This is a genomic window from Paenibacillus agri, assembly GCF_013359945.1.
GTDB lineage: Bacteria > Bacillota > Bacilli > Paenibacillales > Paenibacillaceae > Paenibacillus_AQ > Paenibacillus_AQ agri.
This window is the reverse complement of record NZ_JABWCS010000206.1, coordinates 33589-55978: the sequence shown is the minus strand read 5'-3', so window position 1 is coordinate 55978 and position 22390 is coordinate 33589. Positions and strand designations below refer to the sequence as shown.

Sequence of the window (22390 nt, the reverse complement as noted above, 5' to 3'; positions counted from 1 at the left end):
CGCTGAGATGACTTGAGAAAATTAGTTCATTACACTGCCGCCATTGGCACCGAGCACTTGCCCTGTGTAGAAATTGGCATCATCGGAAGCCAGGAACAGAACGGATTTGGCGATTTCCTGCGGCTGTGCCAGACGCTTCAGCGGGTATTTGGCCGCTTCTTCCTCTTCGTAGCCTTCACCGAAGTCAGCCAGGATGTCGGTCAGTGTTCCGCCTGGAGCTACCGAGTTCACGTTAATGTGCGGGGCAAGTTCCCGTGCCAAAGCTTTGGTGAAAGAAGTAATTCCGCCTTTGGCCGCTGAATAATGCGTGAATTCTTCACAACCGAGACTCGCTAAGTCTGAGGAGATATTAATGATTTTGCCGGCCTGGTTATCCCACATGCGGCGGGCAGCTTCCCTTGCATTATAGAAAGTTCCATATAGATGTACTTTGATCATCCGGTCCCACTGCTCATCGGTCATGTCACGGACCGTCACGGCCTGGGCAATCCCCGCATTATTCACGAGGATATGGAGTGTACCGAATAGCCGGTCGAATGCCTCGAACATCTCACGCACCTGGGTGGAATCACTGACATCCGCGTGGTGAATCTCGGCTTTGACACCATATGACTCCGCTTCTTTTTTTACTTCAAGTGCTTCCTGATCATCGCCAATATAATTGATCATCACATTTGTACCTGCCTTGGCGAATTCGAGCGCCACTGCTTTTCCAATTCCTTTGCTTGCGCCTGTAATCAGCGCGTGCTTTCCTTTTAGACCTGCATAGCTCATCTATGATCGCTCCTGTCTACTAAATTAAACTTTGAATTGTTGAATTAATTCCTGAAGAGACTGCGAAGTATGGCTTAAAGATTCGGTAGCCTGGGCTACTTCCTGGATGAATTGCAGCTGTAGCTCGGAGGCGCTGGAGACTTGGTCGGAGCTCTTGGCAATCTCTCCCGAGACATTTCTAAGCTCTGTCATCGAAGCGGTAACCTCTTCAGAAGAAGCGGAAATTTGCTGGGAAGAAGCGGATATTTCTTGCATTTGCATAGATACGTTCTTAGTAGATTCGAGAATCTGATTGAAGGACTGAGCGGCTTCTTTCATCAGCTCAAGGCCTTTATGAACTTCCCCTTGTCCCTCTTGGGCGATGATCTGTGACTGAGTGGTGCTCTGTGTAATACTTCCCAGGTGTTCAGCAATTGTATTTGCAGAGCGGCCTGTTCTTTCAGCGAGCTTCCTGATTTCGGTGGCAACGACTGCAAATCCCCTGCCATGTTCACCTGCACGCGCAGCTTCAATGGAAGCATTGAGCGACAGCAGGTTCGTCTGTTCTGCCACATCGGTAATCAGATTTGTCATTTCGTTAATTTCACTAATTTGGGAATTGAGTACTTGAATCACATCGGCAATGCGGGTAACGGATTCTGTAATATTATGCATTTGATTCTGCAGCCTATCTAAGGAGTCATATCCGTTCTGAGCACTAGCAGCCATTTGTTCAGATTCCTCTGAAGCGGTAGAAGTGGATTCGGCAATACGCTGGATGCCTATCGCGGTCTCTTCCAGTACAGTTACAGTTTCTTCCGTAATTTTAGAATTCATCAGGGTCTTCTCAGCGATTTCTGTCATATCACTGTTCACTTTTACAGAGTAGGATTCAGTTTCCTGGGAACTAGCGGTGAGCTGCTGAGAGGAGGTAGCCACATGCTCTGAAGAGTCCTGGATATTCAAGATCAGAGTGCGCAGGCTATGTTGCATTTTGACAACCGCCGTATTAAGCTGACCTATCTCATCGTTTGAGTCGTAGCTCAGCGGATTGCTGCTCAGGTCTCCTTCGGCGATACGGTTAGACACATTTACAATAGATTTCAATGGTTTGAGTATCTTATTGATAGCGGCATAGATTACAAGAGCTATAATGATCAGACCAATAATTGTAATTAATAGCTGTTGATTCCGAGCCTGACTGGATAACTGATTTATATAGTCAGCAGAATAGTCTATCCCGATTACAGCAATGACCTTTCCATCCTGCTTAATAGGAGAGAATACGGTTCTCCATGTGCCGAACGGATCTTTAAATATATCAGTGACTTCAGATTTTCCTGTGGAGTACACCTTCTTGGCAGCATCTAAGTGGATGGGAGCAAGATCGGCGAACAAAGCACCTGGCTTATAGATATCATTCAAATTGGAAGTGTACGCTTGAGTGGTCACTTGATCATCCTTCAAGGTCCAAATATAACTCCAGCTCATCACACCTTGATCTTTCTGTATTTGGTCAAGCTGTTTCTGCAGACTTGTGAAGTCAGGATTTCCTTCTCCGTTCTTGCTGAGTAGCTTACCAACCTGATCCGGATTAACCTGCATGCTGGTCAAGGTTCCTACACTAAGAAGCTCACTCTTCAAGTCATTCGAAAGATTGGTTTTAAGAATGTTTAAGCTGAAATAGGTGACTCCGGCAAAAATTAAGACAACCATGATAATTACAATCATGGATACCTTATACTTTAAAGATAAATTTCTAACTTTTTCCACGATATCCTCTCCTTTTAAATGATTTCTCTCTCTTATGTATCGTTTCTCTTTTTAGTTATCGACATTAATCTTCCTAATAATTAGAAAGGTAGGTCTAAAGGTTGAAAATATCCCAGTATTCTTCTTGGAAGGAGAAAACAATAAGTATATTTAATATCTCCCTTACTGAACATAACTTGCAGCTCTCAATATGCCTACGAAGATTAAGTATGATACGATAAGATATATTTAAATTCCCCGTAGGGGTTAGAAAAGGGAGCAGCATGAGAATCATTATTTCACCTGCCAAGAAGATGAAGCGGGACACGGATTTCTTGGATTGCCGCCAGATGCCGCAATTCATAAGCGAGTCACAGACTCTTTTGGCCTTATTACAAAAATTGAATTATGAAGAAGCCAAATCACTATGGAAATGCAATGATGCCATCGCCACACTGAATGTGGAGCGGATTCGGGATATGGATGTAACACGGAATCTTACACCGGCTATCTTTTCTTATGAGGGTATCCAGTACCAGTACATGGCTCCTGGGGTACTTCAAATGGAGGAGCTAGAATATCTTCAGCAGCATTTACGGATATTGTCCGGGTTCTATGGGATTATCCGGCCATTTGACGGGGTTGTACCGTACAGGCTGGAGATGCAGGCTAAGCTTAGCGGACCTGGTTTCAGCTCGATCTACGAGTTCTGGAACAGGAAGCTGGCGGATCAGTTATTTTCGGAGAGTGACATTATTCTGAATTTGGCCTCTAAGGAATACAGCAAGTGCATCTCCCCGTATGTTGGCGGAAACGTTCGAATGATTAGCTGTGTATTCGGGCAGGAAATCGGCGGTAAGGTGGTTGAGAGAGCGACTCTGGTCAAGATGGCTAGAGGTGAAATGGTACGCTTCATGGCCGAGCGCCAAATCACCTGTGTGGAGGATATCAAAGGCTTCGACGGGTTTGATTTCAGCTTTGATGATAAGCTGTCGGATGAGAATACGTATGTGTTTATACAAAAAAAGAATGAATAGAGTAAGTAGTACATTAAAGGTAATCTTGAAGGCGGCTCTACAACCAGCTTCAGGGTTACCTTTATTTATAAAGGAAATGTATTGCAGAATAGAGAATAAAGTGTGGATGGAATAAGAACAGGCGTATTAGGAGGACTTATGATTTTTAAAAGAGATCCATTGGACAAACAGAGCTTACTTAAAGAATTGGATTCACTAGGCTATTCCGACAGACTTAAAAAAGTAGCGAAATTAGGCCGTGATCATCTTGGATCTGCCCAGTACTCCCAATTACTGTCCTCTTTGCTGGAGGATGGTGTTTATGAAGCACGTCTAGCGTTAATCGGTGCCATTGCAACACAGGATACCGCTATTGTTCTATCAGGACTGCGTCATCCCATGGCAAGTATCAGAAATACGGCTGCGGGTCTTTTGGCAAAGGTAGCATCTGATGCTGATATTGAACGTGAGCTTCCCCATTTGTCGCATGATTGCCGCCGCAAGCTGCTGCACAGTATTTCACAGATTAACCGTCAGGAATTGGCGGAACGCTTATTGCCTGTAGTGTACGCCCGGTGGGGCGCGGAGGAGGCAGCAATTGTTCTGCAGGCCTGTAATACGGCAACGGTTAGTAAATGGCTTGCTGATATTGGATATGCCATAAAAGACTGGAAGAAATTATCCACCAGGCATCTTGACGTAGTTGCGGAATACTTTGTAACCTCTCTAGAAAGTACGCCACCGAGGGAAAAGGGAGCTGTCTGGTGGAGGTTCTCATCCGCTATGGAGCTCCTATGCAATCTAAAGGCGGACTTGGTGCTGGATTGTGCGATGAAGCATGGACCCGTGGGCAGCATACCTCCTGTGTTAAAAGAACAACTTGGCACGCTCGTACGCCAAAATCCTAACGAGGTGTGTCAGTTGCTGACGCAGACGGAGTCGCGGAGTGATCTGACTACTTATGGTGTTCCTGAAGGGGTTCTAAAAAGAAAAAAATATTTATCCATTGATCAATGGATCGCGATAGCGAAATTACTCGCAGATCACCCTATGCATTTAGCGAATCTGCTTCGTAATATGGCACCTTCTAACCGCAAAGTCATTTTTGATGCCGTATATGAGGAAGATAAACGCCAAGAGCGTATTTTTCCGGAAAGCTTACTCTACGTATTACCACATGCCTTGCGTGACAAGGAAGCCGCCCGAATGCTGGGCCTTCGTGAAATCAAGGATGACCCGGATCGAACCATCAGAATTACGGCTTGCCGATCCATTGTTCATTCAAGAGTGGGGCTTGAACAAGCAACACGGGTATCCAGCGCAGATCAACGCGGCACGGCGCTTATGCAGTTGATCAGAAGTACAGTTCTGTCGAGACAGGGTATGAATGAGACTTTGGTGTACTTGGGCCGGATTCGAAATGAGCAGGACCTTGTCCGGGCCTTTGTGTTTAAAGAGCTTTCGGAAAGTCCTGCGTCTGTGTTCACGGATGACCATGTCCAAGAGCTTACTTTGCTTGTTGATAGTGTTATAGATGCCAGAGATACTTCCTATGGTACGAAGTTTTCCGTTCAACAGCTGGCCTTTGCTATTCTGCGGCATAACGTGATGCATCCTCACGGTGAGCTGTTTAAGTTCTCTATGAATACAATACAGAAACTGGCCAAGCAGAGTGGGCAGCTGTCCCTTCCATCACTCGAGAAGAATTTCCCCCGGGGAGTAGAAGAGATTATCTTCGAAGAAATGTATACACTAGCTGTACAAGCCAACCGGAGAGAAGACTACAATCTGGTGCTTAGCCTGGCTAGCTCATTCGGTAAAAGAGGCCATGGCATCATAAAACTTCAGAATCTGTTAAAGGAAGCAACGAGAGCAAAGGCAGATTCTACAGCTATACAAGCGGCCAGACATTGGCTTGCGCCACATATAACGCGTGATGCCAGAGTTAAGGAATTATTGGCTTTGGATAAATCGTATATTACGATCCATGAAGTGTTTCAGCATCTGCATCTGAAGCGTCAAGAATGGCTCGATCCTTTTATTTCGGGGGCTGTTATTAAGGGCAAGTTCCTATCGGGTAAAACGATCTATCCTGTGCCGGCTACGGACGGATTCAACAGGTGGCTGCCGCGTCAGCAACAAGCATTAAGCTCATTATTAGAAAAAATAGCATTCGATGCCAAGCGCAACCTTTGGGAGCGTGCAAGAGTGATTAAGATCATGGCAAGGATGCCTGATCTTGGTCCGGATAGGATACTTGAGCTTGTACAGGATAAAGAGATCACTGTAGTAGAGGCTGCGCTGCATGCTCTTTCACTCATGGAGGAACCGGAGAAGGCACTTCCCATTCTAATGGAGAATCTGGATGGGGATCGGGCCCGTGTTGCCATGTACTCGATACCTAGATGCATCCGCAGAGTGAATCCGGTGTTGCTGGTTTCTATGCTGAAGGAACTGTTAGATCGGGACAAGCTCAAAATCACTGTAAGAAAAGAGGCCGTCCGGTTACTGGGAGCATACAGAAGCGAGGATAGCATTCCGCTATTGATGAACGAGTTCGAGAAACCAAACGCACACAAGGATGTAATCATAGCCATAGGGCATGCTGCGAAACAGCTTCTAGATGATGAACGTGCTTGGGATATTTTAAATGCAATGGCTTCTTCATCGGAAAGTGACATCGCAGGAAGTTTATTATCTCAACAGCCTGATGCTATTCCGCTAGACTATAGACCGCGCTATCTAGGGTTAATCATTGAAATTTCCAAGCACCAAGATGCGTTTATTAGCAGATATGCTTTCTTTTCTATGATGCGGTGGACAAATGGAAATGAAGGGGTTATTGCAGCTGCCACTGCCCGGGCTATTGCGGATTTAGAAGACAGCACCAGATGGGAATTTGCTATGAACACGCTGATAGAAACATGCCGCGATGGTGAGGTCAATGAGGTTGTAATCGATGTTTGTCAGAGACTGGCAGGTATGGCGATAAATAATGAATGGAATGCAACTACCAGAAGAGATTTGCCTCATCGGCAGCGTCTCCTGAAATTGGTTGATCAGTTGAACGCTTTACCAAAAATCACACGAATGAACCTAATACCTTTGTATACGGGTCTGATTGACTGTCTGGCCTCTGATGAGACTTTACAGCAAGCTGTGATGAAATTGTATACAGCAGTAATAGACTGGAATAAGGTGGAAGAATCGGCAGCTTATCTGAATCGGATGATTAACTGTATTTCAGATCAGCCCCAGCTATTAAGCGATGCCTATAAGCAGGTCGCTCATAATTTAGAAGACAGTGTAGGGTACTGGAGTCCGGAGACTTTATTGGAAATTGTAGATGTGCTAGGGGCTGAAGGTGGTTACGAATCTCAGTATATTGGACTTTCGCTGCTTGAAGTTTCCGGAAGTGCTCTATTATGGAGTTCAGAGCCTGCAGAGCGTTTGAGGTTGTACAGAAATCACCCGAACATCGCGGTTCGCTCACTTGCGCTAAATGTTTGGACGGCGATAGATTGACCATCGAGAATGGAACTATATTTTTCCAGGAAAATAGCACAAAAAAGCTCAGGCTGCAAATTAAGCCTGAGCTTTTTTGGTGCTTATTCAATTAAGTGCTTATCTTCAATTATGCTTCCATCTTCTGCGCCGTATAGAGCCGGTGATAGAGTCCCTGCTTTGCGATCAGCTCATCATGCGAGCCGCTTTCTGCAATGCCTTTGCCCGACACATACATAATACGGTCACAGTTTTTTACCGTAGAGAGACGGTGCGCGATAATGAACGAGGTACGGCCCTTGAGCAGTTCGTTCAGACCCTTCTGGAGCAAGCGCTCCGTCTTCGCGTCGATAGATGAAGTAGCTTCATCCAGAATGAGAATGCGCGGATCAGCGAGCAGTGTTCTTGCGAACGAAATGAGCTGCCGCTGCCCCTGAGACAGCTTGGAGCCGCGCTCGTTAACTTCTGTCATATAGCCTTGCTCGAATTCACGGATGAATTCATCCGCGCAAACGGCCTTTGCCGCGGCGATCACTTCTTCTTCGGTGGCATCCAGTTTACCGTAACGGATATTGTCCAGAATGGTACCGGAGAATATGAAGCTGTCCTGCAGCATGATCCCCATTTGGCTACGAAGGGATTTCAGTGTGATCTGTGAGATATCCTGGCCATCAATAAGAATCTTACCGCTTGAAATGTTATAAAAGCGTGAGATCAGATTGACGACTGTTGTTTTGCCTGCGCCTGTTGGTCCTACTAGAGCGATGCTTTCTCCCGCTTTGACCGAGAAGGAAATATTCTCAAGGATGTTGAGCCCTGGATCATAGGCGAAGGTCACATTGTCGAAAGTGACATGGCCCTGTACAGCTGGCAGTGTCTTCGCATTCGGAATATCGCTGACCGTAACCGGCTCATCCAGCGTTTCGAAGATACGCTCTAAGTAGGCAACGGCGTTGATAAAGTTATTGTACAGGTTCGAGAGGTTCAGAATAGGCTGCCAGAAGCGGGCAGCATAGCTACTCATCGCTAGAATGACGCCAAGCGTTATGTTTTGCGGACTAAGTGTCAACAGACCCACTAGAAAAATCAGTGCTGTAACGATCGTAGACAAGTTGTCTACTGAGAACGGAATCAGCATGTTGTAACGTAGAGCCTTCATCCATTCCGTACGGAAATTGCCAGCCAGACGCGTGAAGATCCCCTCATTGCGCTGTTCGCGGGAGAACATCTGCGTTACACCAATGCCGCTGATGCTCTCTTGTAAATACGCGTTCAGATTGGAGCTTTTATTGGACACAGCCTGCCATGCCCGGCGCTGCCGGGTTTTGATCAGCATCATGATGCCGAAGAACACAGGTAACCCTGCCAGAATGACGAACGATAGGCGCACATCGACGGCGAACATGAAGGCAGCGATAAAGAGCAAGTTCACGATTTCCAGAATGAAGTTGATAATCCCGTTGGACAACACATCTGAAACCGAATTGACGTAATTCACGACCCGTATAAGGATCTTACCCTGCGGCCGGTCGTCGTAATATTTGAAGGGCAAATCCTGCAGATGCTTAAACAAATCGGTACGGATATCGAAAATAATATCCTGCCCGACACTTGTCATGATGCGTGATCGGACGGTTGCCAGATAGACGCTGACCACGATGGTCACAAGCGTCAGGGCAGACCAGCCCAGCAGCGCAAGTTTGTTTTTTGCCGGAATGGTCACGTCGACGACATGCTGCATGATCAGCGGAGCCGAGAGTGAGATGCCAGCTGAAAGAGCGCTGAGTATAAACGCTACAATCATGGGTGTTTTCTTTCGTTTGATGTATACCATCGCACGTCGGAAGTGTTTTATGTTGAACGGCGATTCCAAATTCTCATCGACGTCGAATTTATTCCGTGCCACTTTCGCTCACCTGCCTTCCAATACCCTCGTTCTGCAGTTTAAATACATCGTAATAGTAGCCGCGTTTCGCCAGCAGTTCGGCGTGTGTACCTTCTTCAATCAGCTTCCCGCCATCCACAATGAGGATACGGTCAGCCTGCGCAGTAGTAGACACGCGCTGCGCGATAATAATTTTTGTACAAGGATAATCGAGCTCGCGTAGACTTTTCTGAATATGTTCCTCTGTCTCCAGATCGACAGCAGAGGTCGTATCATCCAGAATCAGGATTGGACGGCGGACCGCCAAGGCCCGTGCCAGTGCAATACGCTGCTTTTGTCCTCCAGACAATCCGACTCCGCGTTCCCCAACAACGGTATCATAACCTTCAGGCATTTTGGTGATGAAGTCGTGTGCGGCTGCTAGCTCGGCATAGCCTTTCGCATCCTCTTCCGGAAGATCAGGATCGCCATAGGCGATATTTCCGTCGATGGTATCGGAGAACAAGAGTACATCTTGGGTCGCCATGCCGATATTACCGCGGAGTTCATCCAGCTCCAGCTCTCGAACATCGATATCGTCTACCAGCACACGTCCTTCGAATACATCGTAGAAGCGAGGGATCAAGTTGATGATTGTTGTTTTGCCTGATCCCGTCGAGCCCATGATTGCGATGGTTTCACCGGGTTCAACAGTAAAGCTAACATCGTCTAACACGAGAGCGCTGTCATATTTGAAGCGGACATGATCGAACACAATGCGGCCTTTATAACGGCGTTTCTCTATGGACGAGTGTTCGTTTACTATATTGGGCTTAGCATAATAGACATCGACGATTTTGGATAAGCTCGCGAAAAAGCGCTGAATATCGTTGATAATAATGCCGATGTTGCGCATAGGGTTAGATACGGCCCATATGAGCGAAGAAAAGGCTGTGAATTCACCAAAGGTGATCCGGCCATCCATAAGGAAGTATCCGCCGGCTAACATTAGGACTACGTTGAAGCCTTGCGCGAAGGATTCCAGATAAGGAAAATAATCAAGCCATACGAGGGCGGCCTTTTTGTTCGCCGTGGAATAGTTGACATTCTTCTCCGTGAATTTTTGGATCTCGAACTCCTCGCGGGCAAAAGCTTTAACTACACGGTTGCCTGAAATATTCTCCTGAGTAGTCGTGTTAAGCTGGGACAGTCGCTCGCGCAGGTCGATATACATGGGACGGACGCGTTTGGCGAATATGTAAGCCACGATAAAGATTGGCGGTGACAGGATCAGCATCCACAACGTCAGCTGCGTATCTATTGTGAAAAAATAGATAACGGCAGCAATGAAGATTGTTAACGATTCGATGATCGTCTTGAAAATCCATGCCATGGAGTGTCTGACCATGTCCAGATCGCCAGTCATCTTGGTCATAAGATCGCCAGTGCGGTTATGGTCGTAATATTCCCTGTCTTGCCCCTGGATCTTGTTGTACAAATAAATACGGATGTTGTACATCATGTTTTGCGAGGACTTTTCATACTGCATGGTCGTAAAATAAGCGAGCCCTGTACGCAGTAGAGAAAATCCAATCATGCCCAGGCAGAGCATTATCAATAGTTGCCGTTCTTGTGTAAGATTCTGCAGCGCGTTGTCACCAGCTATAAACGTATCGACAATGCGTTGACTGATGTATGGGTTCACGATCGTGAGACTGGAGCCCACCACCGAGAGGCAGAGCGCCATAATATAACGCGTCCGGTTTCCCTTTAAGTTCTGCCATAGCCATTTAAGTTCGAACATCTGATCACCTGTTTCTGATTGTTCTCTCACCCTTGCCTGAAAAGAGTGGCTAAATCAAAGTGATTATAACATTATCAAACGCCCAAGTATCGATTACGGAAATATTTTTCTTGTTACAATCGATGGAACTTTTTCAGAAGATCGTTTGTTCCTTGGTTTATAAGGTGATGCTAAAATGACCGCGTTCTTTTCTATAACGAGCATTGGATAGATAGTGAAGAAGACGGGGCTTGGTTCGGCCAGAGACAGGAGGATGAGGGATGAGCTTTGTTGCAGTAAAAGGGGGATACAAACGTTACAAGATGGGTGAGACTGTGATTGTCGCGAGCGACGGGATTGATTTTGAGATTAATAAGGGGGAATTTGCGGTCATTGTCGGTCCAAGTGGGGCGGGCAAATCGACTGTGCTTAATATTCTTGGCGGGATGGATTCTGCTGACGAGGGTCAGGTCATGGTGGACGGTACGGATATTGCCAAATATAGTGCCAAGGAGCTGACAGGCTACCGCCGTATGGATGTGGGTTTTGTCTTTCAGTTCTACAATTTGGTGCCCAATCTGACCACGCTGGAGAATGTCGAACTGGCGTCCCAGATTTCCCCGCGTGCCTTGGATGCACGTAAGGTGCTGGAGGATGTGGGACTGGGTGAGCGGCTTGATAATTTCCCGGCTCAATTGTCCGGCGGTGAGCAGCAGCGTGTCGCCATTGCCAGAGCGTTGGCCAAGCAGCCGAAGCTGCTGCTCTGCGATGAACCAACAGGCGCGCTAGACTACAACACCGGCAAGCAGGTACTGAAGTTGTTGCAGGATACTTGCCGCAATACCGGGACTACGGTCATCGTAATTACACATAACCTGGCGATTACGCCAATAGCAGACAGGGTCATTGAGATCAATAACGCTAAGGTACGGAAAATGGTTACCAATCCTTCGCCGGTATCCGTTGACGATATCGAATGGTAGGGAGAAGAAACGGATGAACAAACGCGCGTTGTGGAGTGATATTTTTCGTGAAATTTGGCGCACCAAGGCTCGTTTTATTTCGATTTTTGCAATCATTATGCTGGGCGTCAGTTTTTTTGCCGGGGTCAAGGCGACGGGGCCGGATATGCTGGATACAGCCGAAACGTTTTACCGGAAGCTGCGACTAATGGATCTAAAGGTGCAGACTACCTACGGACTGACTGAAGACAACATAAAGCTGCTAAGTAATGTGCCAAGGGTCGATGTGGTCCAGCCAGGGTACAGTGCGGATGTGTTCACCGGCGATAAAGCTTTAATACTTAAAGTCTACTCCTATGACACCGAGAAACCGTTAAATCAATACCGTATTATTAAAGGTCATCTTCCCAAGCATTCGGGAGAAATTGTACTAGATGACCGGCTTGATGGTGAGTATGGTCTAGGGGACAAGATTACGTTCACGGGAAACGGTAAGGATGCCGAACTGTCGAACCGCTTCGGGGTACTGGATTATACCGTAGTGGGTTTTGTCCGGAGCCCCCAGTTTATTGAGAAGAAGAGCCGGGGCACCAGCGGGATCGGCAAAGGTCAGGTAGATGCGTTTGCAGCCATCCTGGCGACAGACTTCAAGCTGCCGGTGTATACAGAAGTGTATCTGTCCTTCACAGATACCTCCGCGTTGAAGGCCTATACGCCAGAGTATGAGGCGCTGATGAAGCAGCATACCAAGGATGTAGAACAGGCGCTGTCCGCCGGGCTGGCTTCCGCGAAGAAGGATTTGGTCGAAGGGGAGCGAAAGCTTGCAGAACTGGCTTTGCCCAAGATCTATGTCACTGACCGCAATGATAATCCGGGGTATGCCGAATATAAAGACAATGCTGACCGGTTGTCGGCGATTGCGAGCGCGTTTCCGGTGTTCTTTTTCTTGATTGCAGCACTGGTCAGCCTCACGACGATAACGCGAATGGTGGAGGAGCAGCGCTTACAGATTGGTACTCTTAAGGCGCTTGGGTATGGTAACCGTGACATTATAGCTAAATTCCTCGTCTATGGCACGCTTGCCAGTCTGGCGGGTTCAGTTGTGGGGCTCGCGTTGGGTTTTACCCTGTTCCCGACATTTATTTATAATGCGTATAGTTCGCTCTATAACCTCCCGGATATTATCAAAAGGTTCTATCCTGCGTATTCCATCATCTCCATCCTAGTGGCGTTAATATGTACTACTTTGACGGCCTGGATTGCTTCCCGTGTAGTGCTTCGCGGCAATGCTTCCATTTTGATGCGCCCGAAGGCGCCAAAGAACGGGCAGCGGATTGTACTGGAGCGGTTTTCCTTTGTATGGAAAAGGCTGAGCTTTGTCCAAAAGGTAACCGCACGGAATCTGTTCCGCTACAAGCAGCGGATGTTCATGACTGTGTTCGGCGTGGCCGGCTGCACGGCGCTGATCCTGACTGGATTTGGTCTCAAGGACTCGCTCGGCAGCATCTCGGGACGGCAATTCGGGGCAATTATGAAATATGATGTCCTTGTAGCTCTGCATGCAGATGCGTCCCCTGATGTAGTGGATGCCTATAAGAAGTGGATCACTGACGAATCTGCCATAACCGGTACGCTTGAAGTGGCACAGGAAACGATGACCGCGCGGGCCAAAGGTATAAATGATCAGGATGTGAATCTGTTCATTCCTGTATCCGTTGATTCTTTGGCACAATTTGTGGAGCTGAGGGATCGATTAAGTGGAGAAAGGCGGAAGCTTACGGACAAGGGTGCTATCGTCTCGGAAAAGCTGGCTAAACTGTACGGGCTTGAGCCTGGTGGCTACTTGACCGTGGTGAACAAGGAGAACGAAACGTTCAAAATACAGATCGCTGGGATCACAGAGAACTATGTAATGCACTATGTGTATATGACCCCAGCCTATTATTCTTCCGTATTCGGGAAAGAGCCCGTATTTAACACAGAACTTCTGAACAATACCGTGCAGGATAAAGCCTCGGAGGATACATTCGGCGAGAAGCTAACGGATAGTGAGCATGTTGCTGCCGTTAGCTTCTCCAGCAGCTTAGGCACTGCCTTCGACGATATCATGAAAAGTATGAACGTTGTGACCTGGGTGCTCATTGTGTCGGCGGCGGCACTGGCTTTTGTCGTTCTCTACAATTTGAGCAATATTAATGTGTCCGAGCGGATCCGGGAGCTGGCTACGATCAAGGTGCTGGGTTTTTATGATAAGGAGATAACGATGTACATTTATCGGGAAAATATTTTGCTGAGCGTAATTGGTATCGTGGCTGGGTCGGGTCTCGGTATCCTGTTACACAGCTTCGTGCTGAAGACGGCCGAGCTAGATGCAACCTTGTTCGTTCCGATCATCAAATGGCCCAGTTATATTTATGCCGCACTCTTAACGCTGTTGTTCTCGGGCATGATCATGGCTTTCATGCATGTCAAGCTCAAGCGGATTCATATGATTGAGGCGTTGAAGTCGGTGGAATAGAACAGTCCATACCTTCCTTCCCGTCAATCCATTTTAATCTGAAGAGGAGGAAGCTACTGCGGCAGCTGATGCAGCTGTAGCCCCGGCTATAGCTGCCTGTTGTGCAATCACAATATTGGTAATGCTGGTGGAGAGCATCGTGGTGATCATGCCATTTCGCACATCATCCACATATTTGAAGGCCAGCAGCGAGGCGGAGAGCAGCAGCAATTCCTGCTTGCTGATGGACCAGCTGCCGAGGCCTTTTTGGGTGCGCAGAAATTCGTATGTCTCTGAGACATCCGTAACGATGTCCTCTCTGTTGCTGGGAAGCAAAGAGAGCACACCAAGCGAAGAAAGGGTATATTCCTTGTCCAGACGGATCCCCTGTGCACGGAAGTCATCGCGTAAAGCAAGAACACGGGCCGCTGCCTCTGGGGCTTCTCCTCCAAGAATCAGGACCTGCGTCAGGGCTTGCACACTGTTCCCCGATAAAAACTCAGGTTTAAGCGTAGAATAGAGCTGCTCCATACGATCGATACCTTGTTCAATGTCGATATCGGAAAGACCGAGCATGGCAGCAAAGATATAATCATCCTGTCCGGTAAGGAAACGGTGCTTCGCCTTCATACTGTCGTAAAATTGCTTTGCGCGTTCTACCGTACGGGGATATTGATCCGATGTCGCATGGGCAGCGATCTGATAGGCGGAAATGACGAGATAATCAGAGGCTCTAAATTTGGCTTCCTTCATTAACTCATACACGGTCAGTGTGTTTGTGAGCTGTTTTTCTTGATCGGCAGAAAGAGAGAGCAGGGCAGCTATGCTGATAATCGAATTACCCCTGAAAGCAGAGAACCATCCGGTATTCTCTTTAATAAGTTCATAGCTTGCGCGGATCGCTTCATCATCGGCAATTTTGTTCTCTGCCGTGTATAGCAATGCCGCCAAACGGTTAACCATTACATTTTGCCAGGCGAACGCTTTTTTCAACTTCAGCGCGTTTTCTGCGAACAATTCAAGCTTTGCTGTGTACTGCTCCTTCATTAGATACACTCCTCACCTGTACTATGCTTTATTTGATACACCCTTCCAAGATCCGTTGATGTATATTCATTTTACCAGATCATCTTACATTTTTATCCTTTATTTTACGCTATGAAAGCGAGAGAAATGATTTACAAAAAAATTGCAAGCGACTATGATATTTCTATGCGTACTAATTTCCTTTTTTATCTATTTCATGGGGTCAGAGGGGACAAATGGAGGTCTAAATGAAGAAGCATGACAAAGTCATATCCATCATTTTTGTACTGATTATGGCGGGTATGGCTATTTTCTGGGCAGATTCAAATCATAGTTGGACAGTGCTAGGCACTATCGCCACAGTTGCCTGTTTCGCACTATTCGTGTTATTAGGTCTGCGCACGATACCCGTTTTATCAGAATATATTCTGACCAGCAAGCAACCGGAAGAGATGCGAGCCCATAGAATCGAACCCGGGAGAAAACAGACTTGGTTGAAGATTATTGGCTGGATGTTAATTAGCCGTGCGCTTCTCCTGATCATTGGTTATGTTTTTCTAATCATACAGAATGGTTATTCCGGCGGTCTCTTCAGTAAGGTGATGGAGACATGGCATATATCGGGGATCGATGCTGCATCCTATCTTGGTATTGCGGAGAACGGGTATGTGACAGAGGGAGATGCTAAATTTCACCTCGTGTTTTTCCCCTTTTTACCCAATCTGATAAAAGTGGTTGAGATATTTACCGGGAGTTATCTTGCGGCAGGATTTGTTATCTCTATCCTCAGCTCGATCGTTGCAGCTCTATTTGCTTATGAACTTGCCCGAATAGATATGTCGCAAAGAAATGCTCTACGAGTTGTAAAGTATATTTTTATATTTCCAGCAGCATTCTTTTTCCTCATTCCTATGACGGAATCGCTATTCTTGGCACTTTCTCTGATGTGTATCTATTTTGTGCGGAAAAAGCAGTGGTTCATCGGATGCTTGTTCGGGGCACTGGCAGCCTATACGCGTTCTCCGGGGATACTTCTGGCAGTACCGGTCGCTATTGAATTCGTTCGGGAGTTGCTAGGTACATATAAAGTTGTAAATAGAAGGGCATGGATAAGCAGACTTGTTGGTGCGTTTGCCTGTCTCTTCATTATATCGCTGGGGCTGCTAGCCTATCTTTATATTAATTATGAGGTTACAGGTAACGCGTTTCAGTACAGCATCTATCAAAAAGAGCATTGGTTCCAAAAGCTCTATTTCTTCTTCGATACGGTAAGATATCAGATGGAATATGCTGTTCGTACTTTTATTGAGGGAGATAGCCGTAATTTTCTTGGATTATGGTTGCCCAATTTGTTGACTATATTCTCCGCTCTGATCGTAATATATATGGCTGCGAAGAAGCTGAATCCCGCGTATACAGCGTATTTTATCGTGTATTTTGCTTTTGTAGTCGCTCCGACCTGGTTGTTGTCTGCCCCGCGCTACTTTATCGTTGTGTTTCCGTTAGCTTTTGCAGCCGTAGCGCTCACAGAGGAGAAATCTAAGGATGCTGCGCTTACGGCAGTATCTGTTATCGGTGGCTTGCTATATCTCGCATTGTTTGTAGCGGGGTATCCTATATATTGATAGGTTCTAAGCGGCGATCTGCTGTCGGTAGTTGTTCTATCGGTGACCGGTCGCTGGGTGTTATCTGGAAGTGTTGGTCATTACGCGTGTAAAATAAAATGCGCTGGCAAAGAAGGGAAAACCTCTCTCGCCAACGCATTTTATTTTCATAGTATGAGCAGGATGGGATTTCGAAGGTATTGTTATCAATCTAAGGGCTTTTCTTGGTGCTTCTCAATCCAATACGGATAATACTCGTTCTCCCATGTTGTACCGTCATAGTATTCTACACTTTTTACACAGGCAAGCACAGTTGTTATACCATGGGTGCTGTCGAGGCCCCAGCCTTTTCCTGAACCAAAGGTAGCCTTTGGTACAATGTTTACATTTTGAGCGAGTCCTACAAATTCTAAGGAACTATCTCCATATTCTCGTTTAATCTTTATAGGAAGCCCGTTATTATCAAAGCCCAGCATAGAAACATCCATGTTTTTAACCACTTTATTGGTGTTATTCCGTGTTATGACTTGAATCATATCAGGATATAGCGTTTTGTAGGTATCATCTTGAACGATTATAGATGTTTTCTCTACAGTTACCTCTTGATTTTTTTTGGCTTGTTCCATTTTCTCTTTGCGTTGGAGGGCTAGTTGTTCTTCATTTTGTTTTTCATAGACTGTTTTTTTAGCCATCAAATCAGAATCAGTAGACATGATGAATAATCCTTCATTTATAACTTTGATAGCTTCATCATACTTATGATCTGTTGCGAGTTTTTGAGCATCATCTAAAATAGATGTTTTATAGGCAGAAAAAGTATCCTTAATTAAGGTTTGGGCCTTCGAATAGTTAGCTTCGTCAACCTTGCTGACCTTCTTTAATTCCGTTAGGGCATTTTTCACATCGTTATTTTTCAGGAGTTCTTCTCCGGTCTTAAAGGCCGTTCTTGAACCATTCAATTTATCTATATCCGATTGAGCGGTTCTCACTTCCGAATTCAAAAGATTCGTTTTCTTAATGATTTCCAGTTGGTTTAAAGCAGTGTTATAATCGATCTTTTCGTCAGTATAATCTTTTTTAATTTGTTCTAAGCTGGTTTGAAGATAGATTTCGACTTCTGATTCCTTTTCTAAATCGCCTTTGATTTTGTTTTCATAAACTTCTATCGCATTTCCGTATTTATTATCTTTAATAGCATTCTTGAATGCATTCACAGGTCTGTTGTTTAAGGTCAAGAATATCAAGGCAATGATGATCAAAGCTCCAATAATACTACTGCTTAAAATCCACGTTTTTTTGTTTTTTTTCCTTCCAGAAGCTCTACTCATAGTCCTGGCTCCACAATTGTTACAGAATAGGCTATCCTCAGGCAGCTCAGTGTTACACTTGCTACAAAGCATGTTCATTCCCCTTTTATTTTACTTGCCTGTTTAAGTTCTTCTTCAATCTTTTAGTGAATAATGTCGAATTAGGTCTTAAGTTGTAGGCATATAATACCATTATACTTAAATAAACAAAATCATCCAATTAATTAAATTTTATTAGAAATAGATATTGGATACCTGTCCCTACTACTCAGAAACATCCATTGAATTACATAGCATCGCAAGTTATACTTTGATGAGAAATAAGTCACACTTGTATCCTGTAGGTCCGTTCTGCAAAGGGTTGGATCTTATTTCTTATAAGTTCATTCAGCTATACATTCAGTCAGAGATGGAGGCGTAACATTGCAGCTAATCAATCAGTCAGAAATACAAAAAAGAATTGACCGACTTAAAGATCAGGAGCTGTATATCCATCTTGAGTTAACAATGGGGGCATATGCAGCCCACTTGGATAGCTCTAAGCACTCGGCTTCTACTTTCATCACCAATGCTGTCATTCAATATTCTCATGGGTCGATTTCTGGAGAAGGACCTTATCGTATCGGTCTGAAAATGTCGCAGGGTTGGGTTTACTCAGAAGGTTTAACTCACTATGAAGAGAGTGAGACAGATAGATTGATCATGGCAGGGCACGACAGTCAAGGCAAGCTTATCGTATCTTTACAATTAAGCCGGGAGCCTTTCTAATGCATGAGGAGATGAAAAATTCAGTGGAAAGACATATTCTTGTTGTATTGCCACACCCGGATGACGAGGCTTTCGGTGTAGCAGGAACCCTGGCGAAGCATATACAGAATGGAACTCAGGTAACTTATGCCTGCCTGACATTAGGAGAAATGGGCCGGAATATGGGAATTCCGCCTTTCGCCAATCGGGTAACCCTTCCCGAGATACGCAAAAAAGAGCTTGAAGCATCTTGTGAGGCCATTGGGATACAGGATCTAAGAATGCTTGGTTTCCATGACAAGATGATTGAATTTGAGGATCAAGACTTGTTGGATAGTCAAATTGACGCTCTTTTGAAAGAGCTTAACCCTTCGTTAGTCGTTACGTTCTACCCGGGTTACAGTGTTCATCCCGACCATGATGCCACTGGAGCCGCAGTTATCCGTACGGTTGAAAGATTACCTAAGGCAGAGAGACCTCCTGTTCATTGTGTGGCCTTTGCCCGGAATACGGAGCAAGAGATTGGCAAACCTAATGTTATCATTGATGTCAAAGATTTTCTGAAGCCTAAAATGGCATCGATTCAGGCGCATAAATCACAATTCCAAGCCGCTGAGTTAGTAGGCAGCAAAGAATTGAATGATGAAGAGATTCAAGCGCGTTTTGGAACAGAACATTTTTGGATTTATCCTTTTAAATAAGGAAGTCAAAACATAGAGTAAATTTAAGCAACCAATCACCAGAAGATTATCGGTGATTGGTTTTTTTATTTCGTTAGTTATTATTTTAAATTCTTATTGGAAAAGTTGGTTTTTTATATTGAATATCTGAAATTTGCATGATATTATCTAAATGCAATAATTAATTACCTATATTTGATATTATTTAGAAGGAGGAGAGTACACATGTCTAATAAGAAGAAATTGCAGTTTGATTCAAATCCAAGACGAGTAAGAGTGGAGTTTGAAGGGGTTACGATTGCGGATAGCAAGAATGTGATCACGGTTCATGAGAGAGGGCATCTTCCGGTTTATTATTTTCCCGAGAGTGATGTTCGCAAGGATCTGTTCGTAGAGTCGGAGCATCATTCCCACTGCCCATGGAAAGGTGCAGCATCTTACTGGAGTATCAAGGTTGGGGACCGGATTTCAGAAAATGCAGTTTGGAGCTATCAGAACCCCATTCCCGAGAGTGAGCCGATCAAAGGATATGTTTCATTCTATTGGAATCAAGTAGATGCCTGGTTCGAAGAAGATGAAGAAATCTTTGTTCACCCGCGTGACCCTTATAAAAGAGTTGATGCGCTGCAAAGTTCTCGGCATATCCAGGTAGTGATTGATGGTGTAACGGTTGCGGATAGCAAACGTCCGATCATTGTATTCGAGACTGGTGTCCCTGTTCGTTATTATTTACCGAAGGAAGACGTGAAGCAGGAGTTCCTGCAGGAAACCGACTTGGAAACGAGATGCCCTTACAAAGGAAAGGCTTCTTATTGGTCCGCTGAAGTGAATGGTACCGTTCATGAAAACATTGTGTGGAGCTATCTCAATCCGATTCCCGAAATTCCTAAAATTAAGGAATATCTCTCCTTCTATAATGAACGTGTAGAGATTTATGTTGACGGCGAGAAAGAAGGAGAGACTTCTTGGTATCGCTCCGCATTGGATTTTTTTAATGCTAATGAGATTAAACCTGCGCTTGTGGAAAGTAATTAATTCTTAAGGATAACCGCATAGTAGTCTAATATGGCTGACCTGATCACAGGAGGTCTTTTTTTATGCCCTAAAAAACATAAATCATCTCGTGATTTGAAAATTTTAATCCGATGAGTTTACTTGTTTTTAATGATTGACAAAAAATTAGACGTAATATAATATTGCATTAAAGTATTACATTACAGTATTGTATTATCGGATGTTAATAATAGAAGAGACTAACCTTACAAACGGAGGTCTCATTTCCCTTGCAGCTACATGAGGGAGATGTGATCTTTTTTTATATTTAAAACCGACTAAAATTATGAATTAAGTTGGTATATTTTGAGAAGAAGGATGAGTGAATGATATGGGTGTTGATGTAGCCGCAGTACAGTTCAAGCAAGTGACTAAAAATTATGGTTCAGGTAATGTGTTGGAGAATTTTGATCTAACCATACCTAGTGGTCAAATCGTTACCATTATCGGACCGTCAGGTTGCGGGAAGACAACGCTGCTTAAAATGATCAATCGCTTGATAGAGCCGGAGTCTGGTTCTGTATTGGTAGAAGGGCAGGAGGTCAGCACACTTAATCCGGTTGAGCTGCGGCGGAATATTGGTTATGTCATTCAACAGATCGGATTATTTCCTCATATGACCATTGAACAGAATATCTCTATCGTTCCAAGGCTTAAGGGCGAGAAGAAGAAAGATTTGGTTCAGCGTACAGAAGAACTCCTGCAATTGATTGGTCTTGATCCACAGCAATTTCGTAGCCGTTACCCGCATGAGCTAAGTGGTGGACAACAACAGCGCATCGGTGTAGCTCGTGCACTTGCTTCCAACCCTTCTATTATTCTTATGGATGAACCTTTCAGCGCATTAGACCCCATTAGCCGGGTACAGCTACAGAAGGAGCTTATTAAGCTGAATGAAAAAGTGCAGAAGACCATCGTGTTCGTAACACATGATATCGATGAGGCACTTAAAATAGCCGACCAGGTAATTCTGCTAAAGGATGGCTTTATTATTCAGACTGGAACACCTGCGAATTTACTGGAGGCACCTGCTTCTGACTTCGTTCGTGAATTTCTAGGTGCAGAGCGGTTTGAACAATATTCAATTTGATCTCGATTATCAATGAAAGGGAGTGGTTATGGGTGGATCAATTTTGGAATACCTTGCAAGCAGATTGGCCTATGATTTTACAGAAGATGGGGGAGCATATCAATCTGTCACTGATCTCGGTTCTGATTGCTTGCCTGATTGCAGTACCGACCGGAATTATTCTTACTGCCTATAAACGTGTAGCGAACACAGTCATAACAACGGTATCTGTGATTCAGACCATTCCCAGTCTTGCATTATTCGGATTTATGATCCCGTTTCTGGGCATTGGAACAAAGCCTGCGATTATCGCGTTAACGCTGTATGCGCTACTTCCGATTCTTCAGAACACCTATGTAGGTATTGGGGGCGTGAATCAGGCGTTAATTGAAGCTGGTACGGGAATGGGAATGACCAGATGGCAGATTCTGTGGATGGTTCAACTTCCTATTGCGCGCAGCGTTATTATGGCCGGTGTAAGGCTAGTTGCGGTGCAGACGATCAGTATGGCTACTATTGCTACTTACATTGCTGCTGGCGGACTAGGCGATATTATTACTAGAGGGATAGCGATGATCAATACGGTAACTATTATGGAAGGTGCAATTCCTGTATCGCTACTCGTTATTGTCGTTAATTTATTGTTGCTAGGACTGAATAAGTTGCTTACGCCAAAAGGCCTGCGTCAATATACCAGAAATTAATATTTAATAGCGAAGGAATGGCTGGAGAATCAAGGCCTGCTGTAATTAACAGACAGTATAAGGGATGGT

General features: G+C 45.1%; 15 protein-coding genes and 1 pseudogene. 10 read left to right on the top strand and 6 right to left on the bottom strand.

Annotated features, from left to right (window positions below; translation table 11 throughout):
* Window positions 1–21: 21 nt before the first annotated feature.
* The gene (locus tag HPT30_RS11915; RefSeq protein WP_175371611.1) at window positions 22–774 is read right to left on the bottom strand and encodes an SDR family NAD(P)-dependent oxidoreductase; all 753 of its coding nucleotides are present in this window, start codon (window positions 772–774) and stop codon (window positions 22–24) included.
* Window positions 775–798: 24 nt separating this feature from the next.
* The gene (locus HPT30_RS11910) at window positions 799–2526 is read right to left on the bottom strand and encodes a methyl-accepting chemotaxis protein (RefSeq protein WP_175371610.1); all 1728 of its coding nucleotides are present in this window, start codon (window positions 2524–2526) and stop codon (window positions 799–801) included.
* A 263-nt stretch (window positions 2527–2789) separates the two neighbouring features.
* On the opposite strand from HPT30_RS11910, the gene yaaA reads away from it, so the two are divergent.
* The gene (yaaA, locus tag HPT30_RS11905) at window positions 2790–3542 is read left to right on the top strand and encodes a peroxide stress protein YaaA (protein WP_175371609.1); all 753 of its coding nucleotides are present in this window, start codon (window positions 2790–2792) and stop codon (window positions 3540–3542) included.
* Window positions 3543–3680: 138 nt separating this feature from the next.
* Window positions 3681–7046, top strand: coding sequence for a HEAT repeat domain-containing protein (locus HPT30_RS11900; RefSeq protein WP_175371608.1), 3366 nt, complete (start codon window positions 3681–3683; stop codon window positions 7044–7046).
* A gap of 109 nt (window positions 7047–7155) precedes the next feature.
* Here the strand turns inward: HPT30_RS11900 and HPT30_RS11895 are convergent, their stop codons facing one another.
* Both HPT30_RS11895 and HPT30_RS11890 read right to left on the bottom strand, forming a co-directional pair.
* Complete coding sequence (locus tag HPT30_RS11895; protein ID WP_175371607.1) at window positions 7156–8931, bottom strand: ABC transporter ATP-binding protein; 1776 nt, start codon at window positions 8929–8931, stop codon at window positions 7156–7158.
* Complete coding sequence (locus HPT30_RS11890) at window positions 8918–10693, bottom strand: ABC transporter ATP-binding protein (protein WP_175371606.1); 1776 nt, start codon at window positions 10691–10693, stop codon at window positions 8918–8920. Before HPT30_RS11890 ends, HPT30_RS11895 begins: the two co-directional genes overlap by 14 nt.
* A gap of 260 nt (window positions 10694–10953) precedes the next feature.
* Between HPT30_RS11890 and HPT30_RS11885 the strand changes: the two genes are divergently transcribed.
* Together HPT30_RS11885 and HPT30_RS11880 are read left to right on the top strand one after the other, a co-directional pair.
* The gene (locus tag HPT30_RS11885) at window positions 10954–11655 is read left to right on the top strand and encodes an ABC transporter ATP-binding protein (RefSeq protein WP_175371605.1); all 702 of its coding nucleotides are present in this window, start codon (window positions 10954–10956) and stop codon (window positions 11653–11655) included.
* Between the two features lie 13 nt (window positions 11656–11668).
* Complete coding sequence (locus HPT30_RS11880; protein WP_175371604.1) at window positions 11669–14152, top strand: ABC transporter permease; 2484 nt, start codon at window positions 11669–11671, stop codon at window positions 14150–14152.
* Between the two features lie 33 nt (window positions 14153–14185).
* Here the strand turns inward: HPT30_RS11880 and HPT30_RS11875 are convergent, their stop codons facing one another.
* Window positions 14186–15178, bottom strand: a complete 993-nt coding sequence (locus HPT30_RS11875) for a DUF4003 family protein (protein ID WP_175371603.1) — start codon at window positions 15176–15178, stop codon at window positions 14186–14188.
* Between the two features lie 227 nt (window positions 15179–15405).
* Here HPT30_RS11875 and HPT30_RS11870 point away from each other — a divergent pair, with 227 nt between their 5' ends.
* Window positions 15406–16782: a hypothetical protein gene (locus HPT30_RS11870; protein ID WP_175371602.1), complete on the top strand. Its 1377-nt coding sequence runs from the start codon at window positions 15406–15408 to the stop codon at window positions 16780–16782.
* A 185-nt stretch (window positions 16783–16967) separates the two neighbouring features.
* Here HPT30_RS11870 and HPT30_RS11865 read toward each other — a convergent pair whose 3' ends face one another.
* A complete protein-coding gene (locus HPT30_RS11865; RefSeq protein ID WP_175371601.1) occupies window positions 16968–18161 on the bottom strand; it encodes a DUF5780 domain-containing protein in 1194 nt (397 codons plus the stop codon).
* 330 nt (window positions 18162–18491) lie between these two features.
* Here HPT30_RS11865 and HPT30_RS11860 point away from each other — a divergent pair, with 330 nt between their 5' ends.
* The 5 genes and pseudogenes from HPT30_RS11860 (at window position 18492) to HPT30_RS11840 (ending at window position 22321) form a co-directional block, all read left to right on the top strand.
* On the top strand, window positions 18492–18836 hold the full coding sequence (locus HPT30_RS11860) for a YojF family protein (RefSeq protein ID WP_175371600.1): 345 nt from the start codon (window positions 18492–18494) through the stop codon (window positions 18834–18836).
* A 23-nt stretch (window positions 18837–18859) separates the two neighbouring features.
* Window positions 18860–19516 (top strand): bacillithiol biosynthesis deacetylase BshB2, encoded by a 657-nt coding sequence (gene bshB2 / locus HPT30_RS11855; protein WP_175371599.1) that lies wholly within the window; start codon window positions 18860–18862, stop codon window positions 19514–19516.
* Window positions 19517–19720: 204 nt separating this feature from the next.
* Window positions 19721–20530, top strand: coding sequence for a DUF427 domain-containing protein (locus tag HPT30_RS11850; RefSeq protein ID WP_175371598.1), 810 nt, complete (start codon window positions 19721–19723; stop codon window positions 20528–20530).
* Window positions 20531–20879: 349 nt separating this feature from the next.
* Window positions 20880–21623 (top strand): annotated as a pseudogene (locus HPT30_RS11845) (ABC transporter ATP-binding protein); the annotation flags it as partial.
* Window positions 21624–21709: 86 nt separating this feature from the next.
* The gene (locus HPT30_RS11840) at window positions 21710–22321 is read left to right on the top strand and encodes an ABC transporter permease (protein WP_066379920.1); all 612 of its coding nucleotides are present in this window, start codon (window positions 21710–21712) and stop codon (window positions 22319–22321) included.
* Window positions 22322–22390: the final 69 nt, after the last annotated feature.

Coding starts and splice junctions, on each gene's coding strand:
- HPT30_RS11915 (WP_175371611.1), bottom strand. CDS start 774: ATGAGCTATGCAGGTCTAAAAGGAAAGCACGCGCTGATTACAGGCGCA.
- yaaA (WP_175371609.1), top strand. CDS start 2,790: ATGAGAATCATTATTTCACCTGCCAAGAAGATGAAGCGGGACACGGAT.
- HPT30_RS11900 (WP_175371608.1), top strand. CDS start 3,681: ATGATTTTTAAAAGAGATCCATTGGACAAACAGAGCTTACTTAAAGAA.
- HPT30_RS11890 (WP_175371606.1), bottom strand. CDS start 10,693: ATGTTCGAACTTAAATGGCTATGGCAGAACTTAAAGGGAAACCGGACG.
- HPT30_RS11885 (WP_175371605.1), top strand. CDS start 10,954: ATGAGCTTTGTTGCAGTAAAAGGGGGATACAAACGTTACAAGATGGGT.
- HPT30_RS11880 (WP_175371604.1), top strand. CDS start 11,669: ATGAACAAACGCGCGTTGTGGAGTGATATTTTTCGTGAAATTTGGCGC.
- HPT30_RS11875 (WP_175371603.1), bottom strand. CDS start 15,178: ATGAAGGAGCAGTACACAGCAAAGCTTGAATTGTTCGCAGAAAACGCG.
- HPT30_RS11870 (WP_175371602.1), top strand. CDS start 15,406: ATGAAGAAGCATGACAAAGTCATATCCATCATTTTTGTACTGATTATG.
- HPT30_RS11865 (WP_175371601.1), bottom strand. CDS start 18,161: ATGCTTTGTAGCAAGTGTAACACTGAGCTGCCTGAGGATAGCCTATTC.
- HPT30_RS11850 (WP_175371598.1), top strand. CDS start 19,721: ATGTCTAATAAGAAGAAATTGCAGTTTGATTCAAATCCAAGACGAGTA.
- HPT30_RS11840 (WP_066379920.1), top strand. CDS start 21,710: ATGATTTTACAGAAGATGGGGGAGCATATCAATCTGTCACTGATCTCG.